The organism is Kitasatospora sp. MY 5-36 (assembly GCF_001182915.1).
GTDB lineage: Bacteria > Actinomycetota > Actinomycetes > Streptomycetales > Streptomycetaceae > Kitasatospora.
The window spans coordinates 1-6,342 of the sequence record NZ_LFVW01000654.1 but is presented as its reverse complement, the minus strand read 5'-3'; the positions used below and the strand labels follow the sequence as shown (position 1 = coordinate 6,342).

Below are 6,342 nucleotides of genomic sequence, written 5' to 3'. Positions count from 1 at the left end.
CGGGCTGCCCGGCAACCAGGCCGGCGGTCTGCCCGGCGGGCTGCCCGGCGGCTTCCCCGGCGGGTTCACCTTCCCGCCCGGCCCCGGGAACGGGAACGGCGGCCGCCACGGCGGCGGCAACGGGAACGGCTGACCCGCCCCCCGGCGGGGTGACCCGCGCCGCGGAACATGCCGAAGGGGCGCCCTCCAGTGCGGAGGGCGCCCCTTCGGCGTGCTGCCGGGGCACCAGGGGGCGGGGCCGGGGCCGACCAGGGTTCGACCCTGGACGGCCCCGGGGCGGGCCCTGGTCTGAGCCGCGGCTCAGACCAGGGCGGCCTTCACGGCGGCGGCGACCCGGCTGCCCTCGGCCAGACCGTCGACCTTGGGCTTCACCAGCTTCATGACAGCACCCATCGCCTGGGGGCCGGTCGCGCCGCTCTCGGCCACGGCGGCCGCCACGATCGCGGCCAGCTCCTCGTCGGAGAGCTGCTTGGGCAGGTAGCCCGCCAGCACCTCGCCCTCGGCCAGCTCCCGGGCCGCCTGCTCCGTCCGGCCGGCGTTCCCGAAGGCCTCGGCCGCCTCCCGGCGCTTCTTCGCCTCGCGGCCGATCACCTTCAGCACGTCGGCGTCGGACAGCTCGCGCTTCTGCTTGCCCGCCACCTCCTCGCTGGTGACGGCGGACAGCGTGAGCCGGATGGTGGACGAGCGCAGTTCGTCCCGTTCCCTGATGGCAGCCGTGAGGTCCTCGTGCAGCTGCTCCTTGAGCGTTGTCATTTCCTCTTCTTATCCTTCGGCTGTGGGTGGGCTCAACCGGTTTCCCGTGGGCATCCACCGGGGTTTCCGCAGTTGAACGAGTATCCCCGACAAGTACGGCCGACCGTCGCCCGTCTGCGCGCCGCTGCCGCCCCGCTGACGGCTGTGGGCGCGGCGGGGCGGGCGGTAGCCGGCCGACCCGGGAAGCAGCCGGGGAAGCAGCCCGGGAAACGGTCAGGGAAACGGTCCGGCCCGGGAACGGGCGGCGGTCGAGTCCGTGAACAATCGATGCCCCCGGCCGGGAACGGACGACGGGATTCGGCCAAGGTGGCCGATAATGCCCGCACATTCTCGGCCGAAATGCCGAGAACTGCCTGTTCCGGAGCGAAGTTGCCGGTTCCGCAGGGGTACATCGAACACTGCGACCGCTTCGCCGAAAATAGTCCGCGTAGTACACTCGTTCGCGCGTCGCCCGAGCAGCCCGAAGGCGGCGGTCACCTCACCGTCGAATCATCCCCGAATCATCGCCGAAGGCCGCCACGATCAGCCGCGACAAACCGTCACCACGTCCCCGATTCATTATTCCACGGCACTGACACACTGCCGGCCAGGCGCCCTGCAACCCTGACACCTTGCGGCCCGGGCGCCCTGCGGCCCCGGTCCGCGCTGGCGCTCACGCCTGCGCTCCGCCGGACGGCCGACGGCGATCGTTTTTCGGAGTGATTGGCGCCGCAGCACGGCGCACTGATTTCTGACTTTTATTCTGCTCACGACAGCAGGAAGCGCGGGGGAATGGACAACAATCAGCTTCGCTCGATGTTGGTAACCCAACGGAAGATGGTCGGATGGAGCCAGGAGCAATTAGCCGAACACTCCACCGTCAGCGTCCGCACCATTCGTAATCTGGAAACCGGCGCCATCAGGAATCCGCGGCGCAGTTCCGTGGAACTCCTGGTGGGCGCGCTGTTCTCCGCGGCGACCAACCGGGACGACCCCCTGCTCTCCCACGCCGTCCAGGCGGGCGCCCCGGCCGGGCTGCTGCCCGCCCGGCCGGAGCCCGGACCGCCGGTCCGCGTCGCCGAACTCCCGGACAACGCGCGGTGGCAGGGGCTGCGGCCCAAGACGGACGTCACCGTCGGCCGCCAGGCCGACCTGCTGCACGTCGTGACCGCCCTGCGACCGGGCCGCCCGCTGGTGCTCACCGGACCGGCCGGGGTCGGCAAGACCCGGCTGGCGCTGGACTCCGCCGCCCACCTGCTGGACCGCTTCCGGGACGGCGTCGCGGTCCTGGAGCTCGGCTCGGTCACCCCCGAGGCCGTCGACCCCGCCGCCGCCTCGGCCCAGGCCCAGCGCGCGCTCGACACCCTCCTGCGGGGCGTCGGCCGCGACCCGCGGACCGACCCCGAGCCGCAGCTGCTGCTCGTCGTCGACAACGCCGAGCACGTCATCGACACGGTGGCCCGGCAGGTCAGGGCACTGCTGGCGCGGCACCCGGCGCTCCACATCATGATCACCTCGCTGCGGGCGCCCGCCGGGGTCCCGGCCGACCTGTGGGAGGTGGCGCCGCTGTCGGTCGACCACCCGGACGGCCCCTACGGCTGCCCGCCCGCCGCCGAACTGTTCTGCCGCCGGGTGCACTCGGTCGTCCCGACGCTCGACCTCGGCGACCAGATGCCGCAAGTGGTCGAGCTCTGCCGACGCCTCGGCGGCCTGGCGCTCGCGATCGAGAACGCCGCCGTCCGGATGCGCTCGGTGCCCCTGCACGTCCTGGTGGACGAGTGCCGGGTGCTCCCGATCCTCGGCCAGGAGGAGGTCGGCGGGCTCTCCCACCACCGCTCGCTGCACCGCAGCCTCGCCTGGGCGTACGGGCTCCTCGACGAACGGCAGCGCCGGGCGCTCAGACGGTTTTCCCGGTTCCCCGAGGAGTTCTCCATCGACGACGTCCGGCAGCAGCCGGTCGACGGCGGCCGGGAGCCCTCCCGCAACCTCGACGTGCTGGCCGAGCTGGTCGACTTCTCCGTCGTCCAGGTGAAGCGCGGCCACCAGTACGCGTACCGGGTGCCCCGGATGATGCGCGAGTACGTCAACGCCATCCCGGCCTGAGGGCCGGCCCCGTGCCGCCCGTGCCTGGAGCAGTGCTCCTGGCACGGGCGGCACGGGCTTTCTGAGCGCGGGTCAGCTCGTCGCGGTCGACCGCCGCCACCGCCTGGTAGCCCGCCCTCCCGGCCCGTAACCCTTCATCCCGGTTACACCTATCCTGGGCCGCATGACCGACGCAGCCGGCCGCAGCGCCGCCGACGGGCCGCCCGCCACCCCGCCCGGGCTGCTCCTCACCACCCCCGGGGGCGGCCGCTTCCACTTCGACCCCGGCGCCCTCTGCCTGGAACTGCTCACCACCGGCGGCCCCGGCCCGTACGCCCGGTACGAGGTGCTGCACCGGCCCGCCGACCTCGCCGCCTGGCTCCCGCCGTCCCGGCTGCGACTGCCCGCCGACGCCGTACGGATCTCCCCCGCCCAGCTCGCCGCCGCCCGCACCCTGCGCGACGCCCTCTGGCGCCTGGCCGCCGCCCGCGCCCACGGCGGCCGGGGCACGCCCGCGGACCACGCCGTCCTCAACCGGGCCGCCGAGCACCCGCCGCTGGTCCCCCGGATCGCCCCCGACGGCACTGCGGCCGCCCCACTGCCCGCCGACGGGGCCCAGCTGGTCTCCACCCTCGCCCGGGACGCCATCGCCCTGCTCACCGGCCCGTACGCGGACCGGGTCCGGGAATGCGGCGCCGACAACTGCCAACTGATCTTCGTCGACACCTCGCGGCCGGGCCGGCGCCGCTGGTGCTCCATGGAGCGCTGCGGCAACCGTCACAAGGTCCGCGCGCTACGCGCCCGCCGGGACTCCGAGGAGGCCCCGCCGACCACCGCCCCCACCCCCGACTCCGGGCGTACACAGGCTGATCGACCGTCTGAGAGCATGGGCTGATGCGACCGCTGTACTCCGTTCCCCTCGGCATCGCCGCCACCGGCGCCGCCTGTCTCGCCTACTCCGTCGGGTACGAGGTCCGGGCCTTCCGCCTCCGCCGGATCGAGGTCCCCGTCCTCCCGCGCGGCGCCCGCCCGATCCGGGTCCTCCAGGTGTCCGACATCCACATGGTGAGCGGGCAGGGCAAGAAGCAGCGCTGGCTGAAGAGCCTGGCCGGCCTGCGCCCCGACCTGGTGGTCAACACCGGCGACAACCTCTCCGACCCGCTCGGCGTCCCGGCCACCCTCGACGCGCTCGGACCGCTCATGGAGTTCCCCGGCGTCTACGTCTTCGGCTCCAACGACTACTACGGCCCGGCCCGCAAGAACCCGGCCCGCTACCTCCAGGCCATGCGCAGCGGCGCCCACGGCATGAACAACCCCGACGGCACCGCCCGCCGCGGCATCACCGGCGCCGTCCACAACCCCTGGGAGAAGCTCCGCGACGGCTTCGACGCGGCCGGCTGGCTCGACCTCACCAACACCCGCGGCCGGCTCACCGTGAACGGGCTCGACCTGGAGTTCACCGGCCTCGACGACCCGCACATCCGGCGCGACCGCTACAGCGAGGTCGCCGGCGGCCCGTCCCCCGACGCCGACCTCTCCCTCGCCGTCGTCCACGCGCCCTACCTGCGCGTCCTCGACGCCTTCACCGCCGACCGCTACCCGCTGATCCTGGCCGGCCACACCCACGGCGGCCAGCTCTGCATCCCCTTCTACGGCGCCCTGGTCACCAACTGCGACATCGACACCCGCCGGGTCAAGGGCCTCTCCACCCACACCGCCGGCGGCCACCGCTCCCACCTCCACGTCTCGGCCGGCTGCGGCACCAACCGCTACACCCCCGTCCGCTTCGCCTGCCCCCCCGAGGCCACCCTCCTCACCCTCGTCCCGGCAGCCCGCTGACCCCCACCGGACGCCCGCTCGAAACCGGATTTCGTGTCTCGGCGAGCGTCCGGTAGAGTTCTACTCGTCGCGAAGGAGACGGAGCGACAAACCGCAAGACCGGGGTGTGGCGCAGCTTGGTAGCGCGCTTCGTTCGGGACGAAGAGGCCGTGGGTTCAAATCCCGCCACCCCGACCCAGTACAGAGGGCCCATCGGAGAAATCCGGTGGGCCCTCTGACGTTGTGTGGGACAAGTATCGCCAGTGTCAGCCCTCCCATGGGATCCGCCTCGGTTTCCATGCCGCTGTTGCGAGAGGAGGGCGGGTAGGGGATCAGTGGCTGTGACTCGACGGGGTGGCTCCCCGTACGCAACCGGTGGCGGCGGAACCGTTCTGGAGCACGTCTACGGCGCCGTACTACTGTCACGGTTGCTGGCCACTGCTCCGGTTCCGGGGCTGGGTGACCACGTAACACCCGAACGGATCCGTTTCCAGGCGAGCGCAGTCAGCCCGGTCGACGACATCCTCGTCTCCGGCCGAGCCCCAACCGGGGCTACCCACCATCTGTCCATCGGCGTACGCCGCCGCCCCAAGCTGACGACAAGCGATCCCGAATCCGTCCAGCTGATGCGCGCCTACGTCATGACGGCGACGGAGAGGTGGCCGCTGTTGTCCTGTCGACGCTGGGCACTGGCCCTGGCCGTCGTTCCCCGGTGCACTCCGGCCCACGAGCTGGGTTCGCTGGCTTCGATGGCCGACGCCGTGGAGGACAACGCTGCGTTCCGGGCGCGGTGCGAGGAGCAACTCCACCCGAACAGCAAGCTCCGGAAGCGGCTGGCCCAGCTCGACGGTCTCGTTCAGGCTGCAGTCGATGAGGGATCCGGCGACGGCGTGCCGCCGTCCGAGCTGACCTGGCGCGTCCTGTCACGACTCTCGCTCGTCGAACTCCGGCTGGAGGAGGCTGACCGGAGCGACCGGACCAACGCCGTCGAACGGCTCCAGCGGGTCACCCCTACCGGGACTCCGGAGGACTCGGACGCCCTGTTCTCGCACCTCGCGGAACTGGTGGGGAACCTCGCCCCGACCGGCGCCACGGTGAGCCTCACCGGCCTGGAGGCGAGGCTCCAGGGGCATCGTTTCTTCCAGGCCCCAGGGGCGCCGGTCCCACAGGTTTCACCTGCCCCTGCCAGCCTCCGCAAAAGTCCCTCCAGAAGCGCAGGAGTGCCCGCCAAGGCGCGGCGCGAGTCGCACGACCGGTGGCCCGCCTGCGCTCTCCTCCCAGGAACCTCCCAACCCCTAATGTCCGACGGGACGCTCGTGGTGCGGAAGGATTCCGCGCTCTTCGGCATCGACACGGACAGCGGGCGAAAATGGCAGATTGGCACCTTCTCCGTAGGAGCACCCGCACTCGGCGGCGGATTCGCGTACGTCTCAGGCCTCCGGAACCGTGCTCTCGTACTCGACCTGCGAACGGGAGAGAACCGTCATCTGGCCCCCGAGATCCAGATGGCCCCCGGCCGTGCCACCTTCGACAAAGGCACTCTCTACGCCGCCGATCCCCAAGGCCGGCTCCACGCCGTCGCCCCACCCGGGCGCGACGCGTTCTGGTCAGCCGAAGGAACATCCCTGCCGTTCATTGCCGCACCTCAGGTCTGCGGGACCTCCGTCTTCGCCCTGGGGAGTATCAGAATTTCGGTGGACACCCTGCTCA

Annotated in this window: 5 protein-coding genes and 1 tRNA gene; 5 read left to right on the top strand and 1 reads right to left on the bottom strand. The window is 71.9% G+C overall.

The features are described 5' to 3' along the window. Positions 1-300: 300 nt before the first annotated feature. The gene (locus tag AE652_RS32845) at positions 301-753 is read right to left on the bottom strand and encodes a GatB/YqeY domain-containing protein (protein WP_049658244.1); all 453 of its coding nucleotides are present in this window, start codon (positions 751-753) and stop codon (positions 301-303) included. A gap of 771 nt (positions 754-1,524) precedes the next feature. Here AE652_RS32845 and AE652_RS32840 point away from each other — a divergent pair. The 5 genes from AE652_RS32840 to AE652_RS32820 all read left to right on the top strand — a co-directional run. Next, positions 1,525-2,835 carry a helix-turn-helix domain-containing protein gene (locus AE652_RS32840; RefSeq protein ID WP_063780346.1) on the top strand — a complete coding sequence of 437 codons (1,311 nt, stop codon included), beginning with the start codon at positions 1,525-1,527 and terminating at the stop codon, positions 2,833-2,835. 163 nt (positions 2,836-2,998) lie between these two features. Beyond that, on the top strand, positions 2,999-3,709 hold the full coding sequence (locus tag AE652_RS32835; protein WP_049658239.1) for an ABATE domain-containing protein: 711 nt from the start codon (positions 2,999-3,001) through the stop codon (positions 3,707-3,709). Further along, on the top strand, positions 3,709-4,653 hold the full coding sequence (locus AE652_RS32830; RefSeq protein WP_049658238.1) for a metallophosphoesterase: 945 nt from the start codon (positions 3,709-3,711) through the stop codon (positions 4,651-4,653). Before AE652_RS32835 ends, AE652_RS32830 begins: the two co-directional genes overlap by 1 nt. 100 nt (positions 4,654-4,753) lie before the next feature. Then, positions 4,754-4,827, top strand: a tRNA-Pro gene (locus tag AE652_RS32825). Positions 4,828-5,381: 554 nt separating this feature from the next. Beyond that, positions 5,382-6,342: PQQ-like beta-propeller repeat protein (locus AE652_RS32820; protein ID WP_199823180.1), on the top strand; the 961-nt coding region annotated here is incomplete at its 3' end.

Bases quoted from the DNA above. Each gene is read 5' to 3' on its own strand.
- AE652_RS32845 (WP_049658244.1), bottom strand. From the start codon at position 753: ATGACAACGCTCAAGGAGCAGCTGCACGAGGACCTCACGGCTGCCATC.
- AE652_RS32840 (WP_063780346.1), top strand. From the start codon at position 1,525: ATGGACAACAATCAGCTTCGCTCGATGTTGGTAACCCAACGGAAGATG.
- AE652_RS32835 (WP_049658239.1), top strand. From the start codon at position 2,999: ATGACCGACGCAGCCGGCCGCAGCGCCGCCGACGGGCCGCCCGCCACC.
- AE652_RS32830 (WP_049658238.1), top strand. From the start codon at position 3,709: ATGCGACCGCTGTACTCCGTTCCCCTCGGCATCGCCGCCACCGGCGCC.